The sequence below is a fragment of the Paenibacillus sp. AK121 genome (assembly GCF_019042715.1).
GTDB classification, from domain to species: Bacteria; Bacillota; Bacilli; order Paenibacillales; family Paenibacillaceae; genus Paenibacillus; species Paenibacillus polymyxa_C.
Window position 1 is genome coordinate 305,085 of the sequence record NZ_JAHPJM010000006.1, and the last position, 19,105, is coordinate 324,189.

The following is a 19,105-nucleotide window of genomic DNA, read 5'->3' on the forward strand; positions in this document are numbered from 1 at the left end:
GTACCCCTTTTGGAATGTAAAGGCAAGATAATGAAAAAAGATGACCCCACGAGGAGCCACCTTTAAAGGTAGTAATCTATCTTATTTAGGCTTGAAGCTTACCCGGTTCAACCGTGATCGTCAACTCATCTGAAGGATGCTGGTATGCCTGTGACCAATAATCTGCATTTGAAATTCCCGCCTGCTTCGGGTCAAATACCGGGTCTAGCCCTTGACGCCGTTGCCGCTCGTAATCCTTAAGCACGAGAAGCGCAGGCTTGGCCAAGAGGATCATAGCAATCAGATTCACCCACATCATAATACCGACCCCCATATCCCCTAGTGTCCACGCCAACGCAGATTCCTTGACGACCGTTCCATAAAAGGTCGAACCCAGAATAACCAACTTTAACAGGAACATAGGCCATCTGGCTTTACGGTCGGCAACCAGGTAGGCCATATTGGTTTCAGCGATGTAATAATAGGCGATAATGGTGGTAAATGCGAAAAAGAACAAGGTTATGGACAAGAGGCTTGATCCGAAACCCGGGAATACCGATTCAATAGCAGCCTGTGTATATTGTGTTCCTTCTTCAACACCCGGGAGATGCTGCACAATATAACCCCCACCCGGTCCCTTCACGTTGTACATCCCTGTAAACAAGACCATGAAAGCCGTGGACGTACAGACTAAAAAAGTATCTACATACACGGAAAATGCTTGAACCAGCCCCTGTTTTGCTGGATGGGACACTTCTGCGGCTGCTGCCGGATGCGCACCAGAACCTTGTCCCGCTTCATTCGAATAAATGCCTCGTTTTACCCCCCAGGCAATGGCTGTCCCTGCTATACCACCGAACACTGAATCGATACCGAAGGCACTGCGAAAAATAAGGGTAAATACATCGGGAAGCGCAGTAATGTTCGTCACCATAATATAGAAAGAGACAAGGATGTAGCCAAGTGCCATGAAGGGTATGACTACCTGTGCCACATTGGCAATTCTTTTTACACCACCAAATATGATAAGCGCCAGCAACACGACAACTACTATCCCGGAAACCTTCATATTCATACCAAACGAATTATGAAAAGCTACCGCAATCGAATTCGATTGAGTTCCCGGCAACAGTAAACACATAGCGACCAACGCTACAACTGCGAAAATAACCGCAAACCATTTTAAGCCTGTCCCTTTTTCAATATAAAAGGCCGGGCCGCCTCGATACTGACCCTCACGCTTTACCTTATAGATCTGAGCCAGTGTAGATTCAACAAACGCAGTGGCCGATCCGATAAAAGCCATGACCCACATCCAAAATATTGCCCCGGGTCCCCCCATACCGACTGCCAATGCAATCCCAGCAATATTCCCCGTCCCTACACGTCCCGATAGCGCCATCGTAAAGGCTTGAAAAGAAGAAACGCCTGCCTCTGAACTTTTTCCTTTAAAGACGAGGCGAATCATCTCTTTGAAATGCCTGATTTGTAAAAATCGAGTCATGATCGAAAATAATAACCCCACGCCCAAACAGACATATACCACAGGATTGCTCCAAATGACGCCATTTACTGCCTCTGCCCACTTCTCTAACATTCCTTGCATTTCCCCCCTGATCCATCAATTCATATTTAGTTTACGTTTTCAGAAAATTTGCATAATTACAAGAAATTATAGATTAGTTTTTACAAGCGTACAAGTTAATTTAATTGACATATTGTCAATTACAAATCGACTTATCTGCTAACTGAAAGGACGACAAAAAAGCTCTGAGGACCCAAAAAAGTGGATCGTCAGAGCTTGGTCTTTAAAATATTTTAGGCGATGCCTTCTTGCTCATTTGGAGCGCCAGACAGTTTCAACAGGGGGGCTTGCTCCGCTATCTGTCCTTGAGAGATAGGGAGAATTTCCGTATATTCAGAAGAATTTGTGATGATAACTGGCGTAATCGTAGGATAACCCTCTGCCTTGATTTGCTCAACATCAAATTCGAGCAGCAGATCTCCCGCTTTAACTTGATCACCTTCTTTAATATAGGAAGTAAAATGTTTACCGTCCAGCTTAACCGTATCTACTCCGACGTGAATTAGAACTTCTGCGCCCTGATGCGAAACCACTGCCAACGCATGCTTTTTCTTGAACGCCACCGTAATGGTTCCATCGAACGGGGCTACGACTCTGCCTGTTGTCGGCTGGATGGCGATACCTTTACCCATAGCTTCTGAAGCAAACGCAGGATCGGGAACTTCCGTTAGAGCGACCACAGTTCCTTCAATCGGGCTTAATACCTCCTCATTAGAAACGACAACTGTAGAAGTCGACTCTTTAGTCGAATTGTCAGTGGTTTCTTCCTCTTCAACTGGATCTTCGAAGCCTAAAATATAAGTCAAGATAGCTGAAACCAAAAATGAAACAGTAATCCCTAAAATCAATCCCGGGAAACCTTGTCCGCCAGGACCGTAAAAGATCGGCAAGGTCAGCAATCCAGGTGCGCCAGAGGCAAATGCCTGCGTCCCAGCTTGGCCGATAATGGCACCACCGACAGCACCGCCGATAATACCTGCAATAAACGGACGTTTCAGCGGTAGCGTAACCCCATAGACCGCTGGCTCTGTGATACCGAACAACGCTGTAAGCGTAGCGGAACCCGCTAGCGTTTTCAGCTTTTTATTTTTCGTTTTCAGCATGACCCCAAACGCTGCACCGGTTTGAGCAAAGATAGAAGCTGCAGCAGAAGGCTTAATACCGTCTCTGCCGTTAACAGCAATGTTATTAATAAATACAGGTACAAGACCCCAGTGAACCCCGAAAATAACGAGCAACTGCCAGCAAGCACCAAGAATTGCTCCAGCCAGCAGCGGACTAAAGCTGAACGCAGCAACGAGCGCGGTAGCGATTGCGTTGCCCACATACACCCCGACTGGACCAAAAACCATCAGGGTCAGAGGAAGCATAATTACAAGTAGAATTAAAGGTGTAATAAAGTTTTTGACACTCTCATGGATCAGTCGATTGCACCATTTTTCCAGCTTACTCATGACGATCACGGCTAAAATAATCGGAATAACGGTAGATGAATAACTCATCATCACAATAGGAATACCGAAAAAGTCTGTAGGTGTACCTTCTGTTTTCAGCGTGACAATCGTCGGATAAAGCAGCCCTCCGGCGATGGTCAGAGCAACGAAGATATTACCTCCGAATTTCCGTGCCGTTGTAACCGCTAACAAGAGCGGCAGGAAATAAAACAAGCTGTCGGCCGCAGCATACAAAATCATATAGGTAGTGTCTTTCGGAACCAGCCAGCCAAGGTTGCTCGCAATCAGCAGCAGACCTTTCAAAATACCGGACCCCGCCATAACTCCGAGCAACGGTGCAAAAATGCTGGAAATTACGTCGATTACAGCGCCAAACCCTTTCTTGCCTTTAGCTGAATTCTCTTCTTTTCCAGTTTCATTCAAAATGTTGGATACTTGGCCGATGGCATTATATACTTCTGGTACTTTGTTACCGACCACAACCTGGAACTGGCCACCGCTCTGCTTGACCGTAATAATTCCATCGGTTTTTTCCAGCTTTGCCTTGTCTGCTTTTGCCTCATCTTTTAGCACAAAACGCAGGCGTGTGGCGCAGTGTACGAGCGATACTACATTTTTTTCGCCGCCTACCAGGTGCACAATTTCTTTAGCCAGTTTTTCATAACTCATGATGGACACCTCCATGTTCTAAGGGGCTTTTTACCATATTTAGGCACACAAAAAACCTAAGCCTTGAAAAATGGTGGGCACTGGAGTCCCGCAATTTTTCATGACTTAGGTTTTGCCTGCATAACCAGTAACAATCCCAGTTAAAACTTATTAAATTCCTGTTACTCACATAATATAATTAAACTACCATATTTGTCAACAAAAACATTTAACCTTTTATTTTGATCCTTTTTCGAATAAAAGGTTTAACTTATCTATTCACCACTCGTTCAATATGCACAGTCAAATACAGCTTTTCTTCGTTCGTCAATTCGTGACCGTATTCTTTTTTTACAAAGGTTCCGATTTTCTCCGTACAAGCGGCTGCTTCCTTGTGCTTTTCCTTAATCATGTCATATAAATGATCATAGTTATTTTCATAGTGATTTCCCTTAAATACACGCTGGGCGAAAAATTTCAGATGCGTAATAAAGCGGAAATAACTCAAAGAATCCTCGTCAAAATCCACCTTAAAATGGTACTTGGCGATATTGATAATTTGCTGGATGAACTTCGTAATACTCATGGTCGTAATGACTTCCTCGTTCATTTCAGCATTCACGATGTGAAGGGCAATATAAGCCGCTTCATCCACAGGCAGTTCAATACCGAGCTTTTGTTTGATTTGTTCCAGCGTTCTCAGACCAATAGCGAATTCTTCTTTGTACAGCTGCTTGATTTCCCACAATAACGCGTTTTTGATTTCCAGTCCTTCCCGGTACCTTTCAATAGCAAAATTGATATGGTCGGTCAGAGAAACATAAATATTTTCGTTTAGCTTTCTGTTCAGATTATGCTTGGCGTCATTAATGACTTCCTCCACAATCACGATCAAATCCATCGGTACCTCGCGCAGCAGCATTTTGAAGTTATCGGATGTCTGCTTGTTTTTCAGCGCAAATACCTTCTGAATCCTGGTTTCGTCTACTTTGTCTCCTGGCTTTTTCTTAAAAGCAATCCCTCGACCCATGACCACGAGTTCTGTACCGTCTGTCTGGTAGACACTAATTACATTGTTGTTGATGACCTTTGCTATATTCATCTCGATCCCCCGTTCCCTATGCCAGCAAGAGCCACTCATGCTCCATCCACTTTATTGCAAACAAAAAAAACCGAAGCACGCCAAATAAACAAGACTGTAAAATCCGCTTATTCGTGGCTTAGGTTTTGCCTGCTATGCAGTAACAATCCTAAAATGATGGAATTGCGTCAAGTATAGCCCGAAAAGGAACGATTGTCAACGCTTTCAATCAAGTAACGAGGATCGGAAATCCCCGTTGATTCAGGACGTCCGATCCTATTTCCTTGTGGTACGATTATTCGCCGAGATTTTCACCGTCGGAATGAATTACGTTTTTGTACCAGTGGAAACTTTTCTTTTTAATACGCTTCAACGAACCGTTGCCTTCGTTATCACGGTCTACATAAATATAACCATAGCGTTTTTTCATCTCTCCGGAGGATGCGCTGACAATGTCAATCGGTCCCCAGCTAGTGTAACCGATAATTTCGACCCCGTCTTGAAGAGCCTCGCCCATTTCGGCAATATGCCGCTTGAGATAGTCGATTCGGTAATCGTCATTCACTTCTCCTTCAGGCGAAACCACATCATTGGCCCCAAAACCGTTTTCCACTACGAATAAAGGCTTTTGGTAGCGGTCATGCAGTTGGTTGGCTGTGATGCGGAATCCTTTTGGATCGATCGTCCAGCCCCATTCTGACTTGTCCAAATATGGGTTGGCCACGGAGCCGAATACATTCCCGCTGGTCATGTTTTTGACAACTTCCGGGTCTGTGCTGGTTGTCCGGCTCGAGTAATAGCTAAATCCGATGTAGTCGACGGTATGATCTTTCAAAATGGCTGCGTCGCCGGATTCCATCTCGATGTTTAGTCCATGATCCTTGAAGAAGCGTTTCGCATAACCAGGATATTCGCCGCGTGACTGTACATCAATGAAGAAGTAGGACTCGCGGTCTTTTTCCATCCCCTGATACACATCTTCGGGATTACATGTATACGGATAGAAGCTGCCAGCAGCAAGCATACAGCCAATCTTTGCATCTGGAATGATCTCGTGACATGCTTTCACCGCCAGCGCACTTGCCACAAGCTGATGATGTGCAGCCTGGTACTGAATTTGTTTAACGTTTTCACCTTCTTGAAATACAAGCCCTGCACCGAGAAACGGCAAATGAAGCAGCATGTTAATCTCATTAAACGTCATCCAGTATTTGACTTTATCCTTGTAACGAGTGAATACAGTTTTGGCATAGGTTTCAAACAAACCTACCAGTTTCCGGCTGCGCCAGCTTCCATATTTTTCGATCAGAGCTACTGGTACGTCAAAATGAGCAAGGGTCACAACCGGCTGAATACCGTGTTTATGCAATTCGTCAAATAAATCATCGTAAAATTGCAGCCCCGCTTCATTGGGAACAGCATCTTCTCCAGTTGGAAAAATACGAGCCCAGGCAATGGAAACACGCAGTGCCTTGAATCCCATTTCCGCAAATAGTGCAATATCCTCGCGATAGTGATGATAGAAGTCAATGGCTTCGTGGGAAGGATAGAATTCGCTTTCAAGTGGAGTCAACGAAGGAACATTCCCTTTCATTATGCTTCTTCTCTTCTCTCCGGTAGGCAGCAGATCCACCAGACTCAACCCTTTACCGTCTTCTAAATAAGCCCCCTCAGCCTGGTTGGCAGCAAGAGCACCACCCCATAAAAAGTCTTTAGGAAAAACATAACTGGACATAAACGTTCTCCTTCCAAATGTGTAATAAAAGGGATACAGAAAGGGTGATGAGTAATAAAAAAACCCAAACCAGCCTGATTACACTTGCAGTGTAAACAAGCCAGTTCAGGTTATGCCCTATCGGTAACATCCCATGAAAAGGTTATTCATATTTGATTGAAACTCTAACAAAGATTTAGGAGCCTGTCAAATTTAATAGATATGATACATACGTTATTCACTCTAAATTAAATGCATTTGTTTAGTTTATTTTCGAAAAATAACTAAACTAAACAACTTAATTTTTATAAACAGACTAATTGACAGCGGTTTATAGAGATGATACGATGACTTCGAAAATAAAACTTTATATAATTCGTACACCATAGTTTAGTTTTGTTTAGTGTGATTTCAATTTGTTTACTTCTAGTACAAGGAGAGTTATTCATGAAAAAGCTGAAACTGGGGTATGCGCCTACTCGACGATTCACCTTCAGTGCTGAGGATGCATTCCGCTACAAAGTTGCCATTCGCAAACAAATCGAGAGCTTCGGAATGAGCATGGACATCGTGGATTTGGAAGGACTTAATGAAGAAGGTTTACTGTATGACGATCATATTAACGCAGACTTGATTATCAAACGTTTCAAGGAAGAGGAAGTAGACGCCGTTTTCTTCCCCCACTGCAATTTTGGTACCGAGGATACAGTTGCCCGTGTGGGCAAGGCGCTTGGCAAGCCGGTGCTATTGTGGGGTCCACGTGATGAGGCTCCTCTAGCCGACGGGATGAGATTGCGGGATACCCAGTGTGGATTGTTCGCCAGCGGAAAAGTACTTCGCCGCTTTAATGTCCCTTTTACCTATATCACAAACAGTCGTGTAGCTGATCCGGTATTTGAACGAGGCTTTAACAACTTTATCTCGGCTGCCAATGTAGTACGACAGTTCAAGAGTTTACGGATTCTTCAGATAGGCCCTCGTCCTGCTTCCTTTTGGACCATGATCTGCAATGAAGGGGAACTGCTAGAGCGATTCGGTATTGAAATTCATCCAATCACACTAGTAGATATTCAGCTCCGTTCAAAAAAAATTGCCTCCGGGATCAGTGCTGAGCTTTCAGAAGCGATTGATTATATCAAAGAGAAGCTGGACTACAGTGAAGTCACCGAAGATGATATCAGACGCATCGCTGCACTTAAAGTAGCCATGAAATCCTACGCTATCGAAACGGGAAGTACAGCTATCGCCATCCAATGCTGGTCCTCCCTCCAGGAAGCCATGGGAATTATGCCTTGTCTGGCAAATGCTATTTTGACAGATGAACAAATTCCGGTCACCTGCGAAACCGATATTCACGGAGCTATTACTTCGGTTATGGTGCAAGCGGCTGCGATGAACGAACTGCCAACCTTTTTTGCTGATATTACAGTACGTCACCCTGAGAATGACAATGGAGAACTTTTATTTCACTGCGGGAACTTTCCAGTCTCCATGTCTATTGAGAACAAACCCAAACTGCGCAAGCACTTCCTGTTCGATGATCACGCACCAGGCACACATGAAGGACAAATCAAAGGCGGCGGCATGACCATCGCTCGTTTTGATGGTGATCATGGAGATTATTCCATTTTCCTCGGCAAAGCTAAAGGAATTGAGGGACCTTATACCCGCGGCTCGTATGTCTGGGTAGAAGTCAACGACTGGCCGTTATGGGAAGAAAAGCTCGTCAAAGGTCCTTACGTCCATCACTCTGTTGGCATTCACGCTAACGTCATCCCGGCTCTGTACGAGGCCTGCAATTACCTTCCAGGCGTTAAGGCAGATCCGGTAGATCCTACCGAACAGGAAATCCAACGCTGGTTGCGTGGTTCCGATCTCGCTGTCACCAAGTCGGGTATTCTGGTTTAACTATATTTTTTCAGGAGGACACTATGGAAATCCTAGACTTGAAAATCAAAGCCGCACAAATCCGTAAGGACCTGCTCACCATTATTCATCGTGCCAAAACAGGACATACAGGAGGCTCACTGAGCAATACGGATATACTCACCGCCCTATACTACGAAATCATGAATATTGATATCGCTAATCCTAAATGGGAAGAACGCGACCGCTTTATTGCCAGCAAAGGACATTCCGTCGAATCTTTATGGTGTATTCTGGCAGACCTTGGTTTCTTCCCTAAAGAAGAACTGGAAACCTATAGCCAATTCGGTACCCGTCTGATTGGGCATCCGAACAATAAGGTTCCCGGTGTTGAGATGAATACAGGCGCATTGGGCCATGGCCTCCCCATCTCAGTCGGCATGGCACTGGCTGCCAAGCGTGACGGGCGATCCTACCGTGTATTCTGTCTAATGGGTGACGGAGAGCAAGCTGAAGGCTCCAATTGGGAAGCCGCTATGGCAGGTGCCCATTACAAACTGGATAATCTTGTCGGCATCATTGACCGCAACGGCCTGCAAATCAGCGGTACAACCGAGGAGGTTATGGGACTTGAGCCGCTGGAGGAGAAGTGGGCCGCCTTCGGCTGGAATGTTATCTCCATTGATGGCAACAGCATGGAGGAACTAATCCATACATTCCGCAATGTCCCCGAAATTGAAGGCAAACCAACGTTGGTGCTGGCAAACACGATCAAGGGAAAAGGAGTATCCTTTGCCGAGGGTGTTCCAGGCTGGCACCATCGTATTCCAAGTGATGATGAACTTGAACGCGCACTGGCGGAACTAACGCAAGAAATAGACGAATTATCCGGGGAAGGACAGGTGAGATAAACAATGAACAAAATCCCTAATCGTCAGGTCATCTGTGAAACGTTGCTTAGTCTTGCCAAAGAGGATCGGGATATTATGGTGTTGGCTAGTGATTCTCGCGGCTCTGCTGCTATGGCCCCCTTTGCCGATGCCTATCCGGAACAATTTGTGGAAGTAGGCATTGCCGAGCAAAATATCGTCGGTATGTCTGCCGGACTCGCACACAGCGGTAAAAAGCCGTTCGTCACCTCTCCTGCCTGCTTCCTGAGCATGCGTAGTATTGAGCAAATCAAGGTAGATGTAGCTTATTCCGGAACCAATGTAAAACTGATTGGGATAAGCGGTGGTGTTAGCTACGGCGCACTGGGGATGTCCCATCACTCTGTCCAAGATATTGCTGTGGCCAGAGCGATTCCTGGTTTGATGGTCTTACTCCCCGCCGATCGTCATGAAACCAAGAAAATGACCGAAGCGCTGGTTCAGCATGAAGGAGGCGCATATGTACGGATCGGACGTAATGCTGTTGAGGATATCTATCCGTCCGATGATTATCCATTTGAGATTGGAAAAGCTGTCACCTTGCGAGAAGGATCAGACATTACTCTGATTGGCGCTGGTGAGACCGTCCGTATCATTCTGGATGCGGCTGAGTTGCTCCAGCAGATGGGTGTGAAAGCTCGTGTTCTCAATATGCACACCATCAAGCCACTTGATGAGGAAGCGATCATCGCCGCAGCCCGGGAAACGAGAGGTATTGTCACCGTGGAGGAGCATAGTGTATTCGGAGGCTTGGGTGCTGCCGTAGCAGAAGTGGTGGTTCAACATCAACCGGTTCCTATGAAAGTGCTGGGCATACCGGATGAACCGGCGATTGCCGGCAAAACAGCTGAAGTCTTTGAACATTATGGACTTACCTCTGACAATATCAGCAAGATTGTGCTCGAATTGATGAACAAGTAAGGAGCTGTAGCTGTAATGAATATCGAGACCTATATTCTGGCGATCGATCAAAGCACTTCTGGAACCAAAACTCTGCTGGTCAATCAGCAGGGCGATGTGATTACCCGTTATTTTTTGGAGCACAAACCATATTACCCACAGCCGGGCTGGGTTGAACATGACCCGCTTGAGATATATCACAATGTGCTTATTGCTGCGAAAGGCGTACTGGAGAAAGCCGGACTTTCTCCCTCCTCGCTGGCCGCAGTAACGATTACGAATCAGCGAGAAACGGCTCTGATCTGGGACCGTTCTACTGGCTTGCCTATCTATAATGCCATTGTATGGCAGTGCCAGCGAACGGCAGAGGTCTGCACACGCTTGAAGAATACTGGCTATGAAGATGTTATACGCTCCAAGACAGGTCTAATGCTCGATCCTTATTTCTCTGCCGCCAAGTTCAATTGGATTTTGGAACATGTACCTCATGCCTCCCAATTGCTTGCTGAAGGTAAACTACTTGCGGGGACCATTGACAGCTGGCTGCTATGGAAACTTACAGGCGGTCAAATACATGCAACCGATTACAGCAACGCCAGCCGTACTTCCCTTTTTAACATTCACACGCTGGCTTGGGATATGGATTTGTGCAGTATATTTGGTGTGCCTTCCTCCATACTCCCTGAGGTAAAAGCATCCGATGCCTTGTATGGCTATACACAGGAAGCGGAATTATGGGCCGAACAAGTAGCTATATCAGGCATAATCGGAGATTCACAGGGTGCACTGTACGGACACCGTTGCTTCGAGACTGGCGACGCCAAAGCGACATATGGGACTGGAACATCTGTACTTATGAATATTGGTTCGCAACCCGTGCAGGGCGGTGACGGCCTGGTCACAACGATTGCCTGGGGGGCTTCAGGAAAGATTACTTATGCATTGGAAGCCGTTATACGTACGACCGGAGACAGTATAAAATGGACAAGGGATAATTTAGGATTATTCTCGTCATTTGAGGAAATGCAATCCATGATCACCGAATTGCAGGACAATGAGGGCGTATATCTGATCCCTGCTTTTGTTGGTTTAGGTGCTCCCTACTGGAATCCCTCTGCACGTGCTGCAATTGTGGGTATGACCCGTGGAAACGGCAAAGCACATATTGTGCGCGCAGCGCTGGAGAGTATCGGGTATCAAGTGAGAGATGCGGTAGAATTTATACGTGAACAATCCGGTGTACCCCTTACTAGTTTACGTACAGATGGCGGGGCCTCATCTAACAGCTGGCTCATGCAGTTTCAGGCAGATATTTTGGGTACCCATGTTACCCGCTCTACCTGTGCCGAGCTGTCTGCAATGGGCTCTGTGTATCTGGGCGGTCTTGGAGTCGGATACTGGTCAGATTCTAAAAGCATCGTCACGGGAAACACCTCTGATCAGAATCTATATGAGCACTATACTCCTAGTATGGATGAAGTCAGGCGCCAGCGGCTTTATACAGGTTGGCAAAATGCTGTGCAGATGGTAATACGTTCAGACCAACCGCTTACACCATCTTCTTCCGCTAACTGTTGATTGAATCTTCCTCATTTACTTTTGAGCTTACTACAAGCTTCCGGTTATTTTACAGGTGTTACACTTGGATAATCGGAGGTTTTTTATGTACACTGCTTGTATTCCATTTTACAGAAAGGGGGAAACCTTGAATGAATGCACGCATGGTTTCAATTCTTCAGCACTTGCTGGCTGCCGATGCTCCTGTCAAAAGTGATTATCTCGCCAAATTGATTCAGGTTACTTCACGTACCATCCGCAGCGATATCCGGGAACTGGATGAATTTCTATCCAAGCACGGGGCAGCAATTGAACCTGTTCGTTCAAGGGGATATGAACTAAAAATTACGGATAATCGTAGCTTTCGTGTGCTGCTACAACAGTTGTTCCTGTCCGGCGAGCCCGATGATCCAGGTTCTCCCGGCTACCGGCAATTGTATTTAATCAAGCGTCTCCTGCTCGCTGATCATTATGTGAAGCTGGAAGACCTCGCAGATGAGCTATATATAAGCAAGTCTACGGTGCAGAATGATTTCAAAGAGGTCAAACAAACCCTACAAGGCTACGGAATCACCATTGACAAACGGCCAAATTACGGTGTCAAACTGAAGGGTGATGAAGTTCAGCTTCGGTTTTGCTTGTCCGAGTTTATTGTAAGTCGTTCCGAAGAACAAGGCGGAACACTTCATGCAGCGCTGCGCATCGTCACCCCGCACGAAATGACGCTGATTTGCGGAATCGTTCTGGAACAGACTCAGAAATATGAAGTAACGCTCTCCGATATCGCGTTCAGCAATTTATCTATTCATATTGCAATCGCCTGCAAGCGTATTCGTGACGGAAACCAGGTAGCTATGCTCTCGACGGAAATAGGAGATCTGCGGGGCACCGACGAATTTCGGGCTGCCGAGCATATTGTCGGGCTGATCGAAAAGGAATTGCAGTTGTCTTTTCCCGAAGATGAAATCGCCTACATTGCCATGCATCTTGCCGGAAACAAGTGGTTTGTCGGAATTGAAGGACAACAAATAGAGGACATGGGACCCGAGAAGCTGCTGGACTGGAACATCTATGAATTGGGCAAGGAAATGCTCGCCGAGATCGACAGGGATTTGAATCTGAACATCAGCCGTGATACGGAACTGCTCATAGGCATCTGCCTTCATCTGAAGCCGGCGCTGAACCGGGTAAAGTATGGGATGAACATCCGAAACCCCATGCTGGAGCATGTCAAGAGCAACTACTCTCTGGCTTTTCAAGCGGGAGTCATTGGTGCCAAGCTGGTCGAGAGCAAGCTGAATATTGCGATCCCGGAAGCGGAGATGGGCTATCTCGCCATTCACATCGGAGCAGCCATCGAACGACAGCGTATGAACACCCGGCCAAAACGCTGTCTGGTCGTCTGCACTTCAGGAGTTGGAAGCGCCCGGCTGCTCAAGTACAAACTGCAAAGCACTTTTGGCAGCTCGCTTGAAGTGGCGGGTACAACGGAATATTACAAGCTTCAGCAGGTCCCCCTCCATGACATTGACTTTGTGGTGAGCACCATTCCCATTCAGCTGCCATTATCGGTTCCGGTCGTGGTCGTGCAGACACTTCTTGGCGGCAGCGATATGGATAAAATTGGGAGTTTGCTGGCTGGTGAAGCCGAGTTTGATTTTCACTACATTCGGGAGGAACTCGTATTTCTGAGACAAAATTTTACCACCAAGGAAGAGGTCATCTCTTTTCTGGGCCAAAAAATATATGCTGAAGGGCTGATCCGCTCTGCAGAAGGTTTTATAGGACTCGTTCTGGAACGAGAACAGGCTGCACCCACGGCTTACGGAAATTTGGTAGCCCTTCCTCACCCTATCATTCCGCAAAGCAATCAAACCGTATGGGCGGTCTGTACCCTTCAACAACCTATCGAGTGGGGCGACAAACCAGTGCAGTTCATCTGTCTCCTCAGCATTGAAAGAAACGGTAAAGAGCCACCGTCTAAAATGTATAACCATCTCATGGAACTGGTCGACAATTCGGATATCGTCCAGCAGATGTTAAAATGCGAAACGTACGAGGAATTCTCCAGGATTATCGTTAAATATAAGCTGTATTGAACCAAGCTTCGCAGTGCATCTGGCTGATATTCACAGAGCGGGTGCTGCTTCGGAGCTTTTTAAAATGAAAGCGTAGTAGCAATGAATGAATTTCCGTTACTGGCGGAAAAGACTTGGGTTTAGATCTCGGCAGCAAACCTATACACTGAATCTGTAAGTTAAAGAGAAAAAAGCATGAGGTGAACGAGATGGAGGAGTATCAAGAAATCATTATGGGAATTATCACCAACTCAGGTGTTGCCAAGAGTAAAGCGATGGACGCGATCGCTCTTGCTCAAAAAGGTAATACACAGTTGGCGGCAAAGCGGCTTGAAGAAAGCAAAGCCGAGTTGGTTAAAGCGCATAAATCACAAACGAGGCTGATTCAACAGGAAGCTGGCGGAACCGTCCACGAAGTCACACTGCTTATGGTACATGCTCAAGATCATCTTATGTCAGCCATCACAACTAAAGATCTGGCTGGACATATGATTGAGCTTTACAACAGATTGAATCGCTATGAAGAAATCACAAATCACACTTCCAACGGAGGGAACAACGGATGAAACAAATTACACTGGTATGTGCTGCAGGAATGTCTACAAGTATGTTGGTACAGAAAATGCAAAAGGCCGCACAAGCGCAAAACCTTGAGGTTGAAATCAGGGCTACTTCCGAAAGTTCGTTTAAAGAATATGCCGACAAGACGGATGTACTGCTGATCGGACCACAAGTCGGTTACCTGGAGGATGATTTCAAGGCAAAATATGAACCTAAAGGCATTAAGGTAAGTGTTATCAATATAGTAGACTACGGTATGATGAACGGCGAAAAAGTGCTAGGAGACGCGCTTAAGCTGTAAAGCCCAGAGTCAGATGCTCACTCATCAGCCGAACAAGGAGGTTGGTCAAATCGGGCAACGATATATGATAATCCTGCATGTTGTTTCATTAAATGAAAGCGTTATCTAAGTTATTATATAGGCGAATGAAAGTCTATAGTAGGAGTTGAATAAATATGGCTAGCCAACAAAAATTCTCTTATAAGCTTCAAAAAGTGGCGGGTACAATTCAGCAAAACCGTTACATGAGCGCAATTTCCAACGGGCTGATGTCCACCCTTCCTTTTCTGATTATCGGAGCATTTGCAACTCTCTTCTCTGCACTTGCTTGGGAGCCTTACCAGAATCTTATTGCGCCCGTGAAGGCCATAATCGGGTTGGCATCGACGATGACCACCGGCATCATCGCTCTGTATGCGGTATTTTTTATAGCCTACAGACTGGCGCAAGCTTTTGACAAGGACCCCCTTGTTCCGGCGGCAACCGCCCTTCTCTCTTTTCTTATTGTTACACCGATCCAGACCTTTGATAAAGTCCGTGCTTTGCCACTTCAATGGCTCGGCGCGCAGGGATTGTTCGTTGCCATGATCGTCGGTTTGATTGCCGCACGGTTGTATATTTGGATTGTCGACCGCAATTGGACGATTAAAATGCCTGACGGGGTCCCGCCTACCGTTGTCAAAACCTTCTCAGGCTTGATCCCGGCCGTCTTGGTAGCCCTTGTGTTTGTTATCGTTGCTGGTTTGTTTATGCAGACTTCATTTGGTACAGTCCACGATTTTATCTATACTTATCTCCAAATACCACTGGAAGGATTGGGCGGATCACTCGGCGCTTTGATTATCGCGCTGATCATTATGCAGGCTCTGTGGATGTTCGGAATTCACGGTGCAATTGTTATACTCGCGATCGTGAAGCCCATCTGGATGAGCCTGGATCTAGCCAATCTTGACGCTTTCCAGGCAGGCGCTCCACTTCCAAACATTATCGGGCTGGCCTTCTGGTCCATCTTCTGCAACTATGCACCGATGCTCGGATTTGCCCTGCTATTGGTTTTCCTGGCCAAGAGCAAACAGCTTCGCACGATCGGCAAACTCGGTCTTCCGGGTACCTTTTTCTCAATTCACGAGCCGTTGATCTTCGGAATTCCAATGGTATTGAACCCGTTGCTAGCCATTCCGTTTATCGTTGCCCCCATCATTTGTGCGGTGCTCGGCTATATTGCCACCAACATCGGCTTGTTGCCCGCACCAATCGGGATTTACCCGCCTTTCGGCACCCCTATCTTTGCTCTGGGCTTCATCGAGGGCAGTTGGAAACTAGCCGCCGCACAACTGGTACTCATCCCGATCAGTATGCTGATCTACTATCCGTTCTTTAGAGCGCTGGACAAGCAGGCTCTGAAGAAGGAACACGAAGCGCAAGAGCAATTGGAAAAGCAAGCAAGTGAAACCACAGCAAGTCCCGCTATCCTATAATAGAAAAAAGGCAGAAGCGGCGAACGGATACACGGTCACCGTTTCTGTCATGACAATCGTTAGGAGAGGAAGCTTTTGATTCAACTGAGTATAGCTGAGAACAAACGATATTTCATGAATGAGGGTAACCCCTTTTTTTATTTGGCCGATACGGTTTGGAGCGCATTTACCAACATCACGCTGGAGGAATGGGCCTATTATCTGGATTACCGGAAAAGTCAGGGCTTCAATGTCCTGCAAATCAATATGCTGCGCCAATGGGATGCAAGTGGCAGCGATTTTAACTATGAGCCTTTCGCATATGCCGAGGATGGCAGCTACAATTTCTATACGTTGAACGAAGAATATTTTACCAGAGCCGAGACGATGATCGAAATGGCTGTAAACAGAGGTTTTGTTCCTGCACTGGTCCTATTATGGTGTAATTATATCCCGGATACCTGGGCTGCCAAGCTTCGTGAGGAGAAAAAAATGCCGCTTGGGGCAGTGGAACCTTATGTGCGTTATGTTGCCGATCGGTTCTCCAAATTCTACCCCATATATATTATAAGTGGTGACACCGATTTCCCCTCCGAGCGTGCCAACCAATATTACCGGCTTGCTCTCCATACCATCAAACAGCACAGCCCGCAGTGCCTGACCACTCTGCATATTCAAGGAAGATTAGCTTCACTGCCAGAGGAATTTATTAATGACCCCCATTTGAATTTTTACATGTACCAGTCAGGACATAATTCACAATTTCAACCAACAGCGTATACACTCGCACTGGACTTCTGTAATAAGCCTTTCACTCGACCGGTGCTCAACTCAGAGCCCTGTTATGAACAGATGGGCTACAGTCGAAAAGTCTATGGCCGCTTCAGCCGCGCCGATGTTCGTAAGGCAGCTTGGCAAAGTCTTCTGTCCGGGGCGTCGGCTGGCATATCCTATGGAGCCCACGGTATTTGGAGCTGGCATCGGAAAAGCAAAAAGTTCGGTGTAACTGGGGAGGGATTCGACAGTCCATATGATTGGCAGTCTGCACTTAAGTTTGAAGGGGCATGGGATTATGGATTGGCCAAATGGCTCTTCGGGATATATGGAATTACGGATATGCAGCCTTGGAACATAGTGCTTAAAAATACGGAAGAAATCCGTGCGTCTGTAAGCGCCGATTACACCAAGGTCGCCATCTACGTTCCAATCAACACTGTGCTGAAGCTAAACATGGATTTAAGTGAATATGATTTCACGGTCATTGACCTGGAGAATCGTCGTTTTGGCACAGCTTCAATCTCTGTACAAGAGCAAATCACGATCATTGGTATGCATGATTTTGAAGCTGATGTCTTGCTGATCGGCAAAAGAAAATAACCGCGATTACTTACCGTCTTTTTCACCATTTCACCTACTATGTACAACATACAAACAGCCCCGCAATCAAGAATTTTCTCATCGGGACTGTTTGTCTTACTTCTTGTTTTAAAAAGCAAAGCACTCCATAGTGTTCAAGAAATATATCTCAATTTAATACGTTGGGAAGCTCTGTGAAGCGAAGACTTCACTGCATTTTCACTCTTGTTTAAGATTCTAGCCGTTTCCTTTATGGAGTATCCTTGAACTAATCGCAATTCAAGTACCGTTCTTTGCTCTGTATTACTAGCCAGCAAAAGAATTCGATTGACCTCTTCCTGAATTTCAAAATCGAAGGTATCCCAGTGGTAGTAGAGCATTTCCTTACGCAAAGTATATTCATCCATTTTTTTTCGTTTTCTCATTAAATCTATAGCTAAATTTTTGGCAATTCTCAAAAGATAGAATCGAATACGATCTTCGGGCAAATCAGGAGAAGCTCTTATGAAACGAATAAAGCATTCCTGCAACAAATCTTCGGCATCCTGTTTGTTATGCAGCATCCTCAATAGATAACCAAAGAGATCTGATTTGCAAGATACATATAGATCCTCCAGATCTTTAATATCCATATTATTGCTTATCCCTTCTGTTTTGATTGAATCGGTACGTTACTTGATAGTTTTAAATTCATATCCCTGCTTTTTTAAATATCTTATGATTTCAGGCAAGGCTTTGGCTGTTTCTTCCTTCCCGTAAGTGTCATGCATGAGTACCACTGCTTTTTCTCTATTCCCCATATTCCTCATGAATTCGCTAATTAATTGCTCAGCATTCTTAGGTGCACCTTCTGCATCTTTAGGCAACACATTCCAGTCAATCTGATGATAATCCTTATCATGTAGAGCTTTGTCCAGTACTCCCATACCATCGGGGTCGTTTTTCTGCCATGTCATATGACCGCCTGGAAATCGAATCACTCTTGTCGAAAAATTCTGCCCCAGTACTTGTTTTAAAATTTGATTTGTTTTTTCAATGTCGCTCATAAAAATGCTCGAATTCACAGTCTGATTCGGATATAAATAACTGTAGTCATGGGAGTAGGTATGATTTCCGATCGCATGTCCTTCCCTAATCAATCTTTTTGTTATTTTCTTAGTCACTTCATTTTCCTCTACTGCTTTTCCTACTACAAAAAACGTTGCTTTCACATTTTCTTTTTTAAGAATATCTAATATTTTAGGCGTTACGGTAACCGAAGGACCATCATCAAAAGATAAATAGACTACTTTTTTACCGTCGATCCCCTCAGGTCGCTGCCCTTGCATTTGCTGGTTTAAGTACTTTTCAACAAATGTTGCATCTTCAGCACCCGGAACATTTTGTAGAGAAGATTCGTTCCCTTTGGATTTGTTATTTAGTTTGTCGGTTGATACTGATTTTATTTTTTCTGCATATTCAATCGTTTTTACTGGCTGTGGTTTACTACTAAAGTGGTCAAAGAGTTTTATAACAATCAGAACAATACAAATGATAATAATAAACAGTAGCCTTCTTCTATTTCTCTTTATCCGATGAGATCTGGTTCTATTTTGCGCATAGCTTTTTTCCATAGTATTTGTTCCTCCAAAATCTAGAAGCAGTTCACGTTTTATGTTGC

At 45.4% G+C, this 19,105-nt stretch carries 15 protein-coding genes; 9 read left to right on the top strand and 6 right to left on the bottom strand.

Annotation, left to right across the window (positions count from 1 at the left end; translation table 11 throughout):
* Positions 1 to 85: 85 nt before the first annotated feature.
* From KSP24_RS13890 to KSP24_RS13905, 4 genes are all read right to left on the bottom strand, one after another.
* Positions 86 to 1,576, bottom strand: a complete 1,491-nt coding sequence (locus KSP24_RS13890; RefSeq protein WP_216975435.1) for an alanine/glycine:cation symporter family protein — start codon at positions 1,574 to 1,576, stop codon at positions 86 to 88.
* Positions 1,577 to 1,797: 221 nt separating this feature from the next.
* Positions 1,798 to 3,687 (bottom strand): beta-glucoside-specific PTS transporter subunit IIABC, encoded by a 1,890-nt coding sequence (locus tag KSP24_RS13895; protein ID WP_216975437.1) that lies wholly within the window; start codon positions 3,685 to 3,687, stop codon positions 1,798 to 1,800.
* Between the two features lie 250 nt (positions 3,688 to 3,937).
* Positions 3,938 to 4,768: a BglG family transcription antiterminator LicT gene (gene licT, locus KSP24_RS13900; RefSeq protein WP_013372961.1), complete on the bottom strand. Its 831-nt coding sequence runs from the start codon at positions 4,766 to 4,768 to the stop codon at positions 3,938 to 3,940.
* 274 nt (positions 4,769 to 5,042) lie between these two features.
* Positions 5,043 to 6,482 carry a 6-phospho-beta-glucosidase gene (locus KSP24_RS13905; RefSeq protein ID WP_025674191.1) on the bottom strand — a complete coding sequence of 480 codons (1,440 nt, stop codon included), beginning with the start codon at positions 6,480 to 6,482 and terminating at the stop codon, positions 5,043 to 5,045.
* A gap of 426 nt (positions 6,483 to 6,908) precedes the next feature.
* Here KSP24_RS13905 and KSP24_RS13910 point away from each other — a divergent pair, with 426 nt between their 5' ends.
* The 9 genes from KSP24_RS13910 (at position 6,909) to KSP24_RS13950 (ending at position 17,466) form a co-directional block, all read left to right on the top strand.
* Positions 6,909 to 8,369 carry an L-fucose/L-arabinose isomerase family protein gene (locus tag KSP24_RS13910; RefSeq protein WP_040102917.1) on the top strand — a complete coding sequence of 487 codons (1,461 nt, stop codon included), beginning with the start codon at positions 6,909 to 6,911 and terminating at the stop codon, positions 8,367 to 8,369.
* A gap of 23 nt (positions 8,370 to 8,392) precedes the next feature.
* Entirely contained in the window at positions 8,393 to 9,238 is an 846-nt protein-coding gene (locus KSP24_RS13915; protein ID WP_013372964.1) for a transketolase, read from the top strand.
* A gap of 3 nt (positions 9,239 to 9,241) precedes the next feature.
* Entirely contained in the window at positions 9,242 to 10,177 is a 936-nt protein-coding gene (locus tag KSP24_RS13920; protein ID WP_013372965.1) for a transketolase family protein, read from the top strand.
* A 15-nt stretch (positions 10,178 to 10,192) separates the two neighbouring features.
* Entirely contained in the window at positions 10,193 to 11,734 is a 1,542-nt protein-coding gene (gene glpK / locus KSP24_RS13925) for a glycerol kinase GlpK (protein WP_129549957.1), read from the top strand.
* 131 nt (positions 11,735 to 11,865) lie between these two features.
* A complete protein-coding gene (locus KSP24_RS13930; RefSeq protein WP_216975439.1) occupies positions 11,866 to 13,812 on the top strand; it encodes a BglG family transcription antiterminator in 1,947 nt (648 codons plus the stop codon).
* Positions 13,813 to 14,000: 188 nt separating this feature from the next.
* Entirely contained in the window at positions 14,001 to 14,357 is a 357-nt protein-coding gene (locus tag KSP24_RS13935) for a PTS sugar transporter subunit IIA (protein WP_064963492.1), read from the top strand.
* A complete protein-coding gene (locus KSP24_RS13940) occupies positions 14,354 to 14,653 on the top strand; it encodes a PTS sugar transporter subunit IIB (protein ID WP_025674198.1) in 300 nt (99 codons plus the stop codon). Before KSP24_RS13935 ends, KSP24_RS13940 begins: the two co-directional genes overlap by 4 nt.
* Positions 14,654 to 14,808: 155 nt before the next feature.
* Entirely contained in the window at positions 14,809 to 16,110 is a 1,302-nt protein-coding gene (locus tag KSP24_RS13945; RefSeq protein WP_025674200.1) for a PTS sugar transporter subunit IIC, read from the top strand.
* Positions 16,111 to 16,185: 75 nt separating this feature from the next.
* Positions 16,186 to 17,466: a glycoside hydrolase family 140 protein gene (locus KSP24_RS13950; protein ID WP_216975441.1), complete on the top strand. Its 1,281-nt coding sequence runs from the start codon at positions 16,186 to 16,188 to the stop codon at positions 17,464 to 17,466.
* Positions 17,467 to 17,600: 134 nt separating this feature from the next.
* Here the strand turns inward: KSP24_RS13950 and KSP24_RS13955 are convergent, their stop codons facing one another.
* A complete protein-coding gene (locus KSP24_RS13955; protein ID WP_064963494.1) occupies positions 17,601 to 18,077 on the bottom strand; it encodes an RNA polymerase sigma factor in 477 nt (158 codons plus the stop codon).
* 39 nt (positions 18,078 to 18,116) lie between these two features.
* Positions 18,117 to 19,058, bottom strand: coding sequence for a polysaccharide deacetylase family protein (locus tag KSP24_RS13960; protein WP_216975443.1), 942 nt, complete (start codon positions 19,056 to 19,058; stop codon positions 18,117 to 18,119).
* Between the last annotated feature and the right edge of the window lie 47 nt (positions 19,059 to 19,105).